The sequence below is a fragment of the Oleiphilus sp. HI0117 genome (genome assembly GCF_001635235.1).
Genome location: NZ_LWGA01000121.1, coordinates 1 through 1,423 on the forward strand (window position 1 = coordinate 1; position 1,423 = coordinate 1,423).

General features: G+C 41.1%; 3 protein-coding genes. All 3 read right to left on the reverse strand.

Annotation, left to right across the window (positions count from 1 at the left end; translation table 11 throughout):
* A partial coding sequence (locus A3757_RS01680; RefSeq protein ID WP_197469645.1) for a hypothetical protein occupies window positions 1-562 on the reverse strand: 562 nt, incomplete at its 3' end.
* A gap of 74 nt (window positions 563-636) precedes the next feature.
* Entirely contained in the window at window positions 637-975 is a 339-nt protein-coding gene (gene glnK / locus A3757_RS01685; RefSeq protein ID WP_068509576.1) for a P-II family nitrogen regulator, read from the reverse strand.
* Window positions 976-1,045: 70 nt separating this feature from the next.
* Window positions 1,046-1,423, reverse strand: a 378-nt coding sequence (locus A3757_RS01690) for an FKBP-type peptidyl-prolyl cis-trans isomerase (RefSeq protein WP_068739058.1), incomplete at its 5' end; no start/stop codon positions are given.

The window sequence follows — 1,423 nt, forward strand, 5'->3', positions numbered from 1 at the left end:
CGTAGAAATTACCTCTACCTAGTTTCAGTGCCTGAATTGCTTTATCAATAGGCAACTTGCCCATTTTCTGAATGCTTACTTGAGGAGCACCTTTGGCATATTCAGCGGAGCTACCTCCTAAAGGGACAAGCAAAGTACCTTTCGCCTTCTTAAAGTCTTTTATTTCGAAGTCTGTAATGTCTGAGACTAAGGCTTGTTTCGATAGAAAGCCATTGTCCAGCCAATATAAAAACTGTGATCTTTTTTCTGAAAAACCAGACGAGGGATAGAAATCGATATCACCTTCTTTAAGGTGATGATAAACACGTTTTTTAGGTAACCTTACGATTTCAAGTGAGAGTCCTATCATCTCTGCTGCTTTAGAGAAAAGTTCTCGGTATGCACCGCTATTATCATTTTTGTTGCCGATATAGGGCGGTTTGCTGCCTTCTTTATAGCCAAGAATGATAGTAGATTTATTGTCGGGAGAGGTAAGCGAAGTTTTTTCTTGTGAATAGCTAAGAGAGGCTTGTAAAGAAAGAAGAAAGCTTAGAATGAATACCCATCTTGTTGGATGTTTCATTTGTGCCTCCTTTTAGTTAGCTGCTTTGAAGCTGAAACAATGCGAGTAGCTCACTACTCGCATTATAGGCTTATCTATACAGCGTCACTACCGGTTTCGCCAGTACGGATTCGAATCACTTGCTCAAGTGATGAAACAAATATCTTTCCGTCGCCGATCTTTCCAGTATTGGCTGCATTTGTCATCGCTTCGATAACTTTATCTAGCATATCTTCACTGATNGCTACTTCTAGTTTAACTTTTGGTAGAAAGTCTACAACGTACTCAGCGCCACGATACAACTCTGTATGACCTTTCTGGCGACCAAATCCTTTAACTTCAGTAACTGTTATACCCTGAACACCGATTTCTGATAGTGCTTCACGTACATCATCAAGTTTAAAAGGTTTGATTATCGCAGTAACAAGCTTCATTCTATTCTCCGTTATCTTAAAAAGACTCGTAATTGTTCTGTTACGAGTAGTTATATCTCACTATAGTTGTTTATTCATTGATGCCAAGCAACTCAACATCAAAAATTAGTACCGAGCCAGCCGGGATGGCGCCAGCAGCTCTATTTCCGTAGCCAAGTTCGCTCGGAATAAATAATCGGGTCTTCTCGCCAACCACCATAAGTTGCAGACCTTCAGTCCAGCCTTTGATAACTTGATTCAAGCCAAAAGAGATAGGTTGTCCGCGAGCTACGGAACTATCAAAGACAGTGCCATCAGTTAAGGTGCCATGATAATGAACTTTAACTTTATCGTTTGCAGTAGGGTGGGCTTCTCCCGTACCGGCTTGAAGTACCTTATATTGAAGACCCGACTCGGTTGTGACAACGCCTTCTTTGGTCATGTTTTGGGCAAGAAACTCACTGCCTAA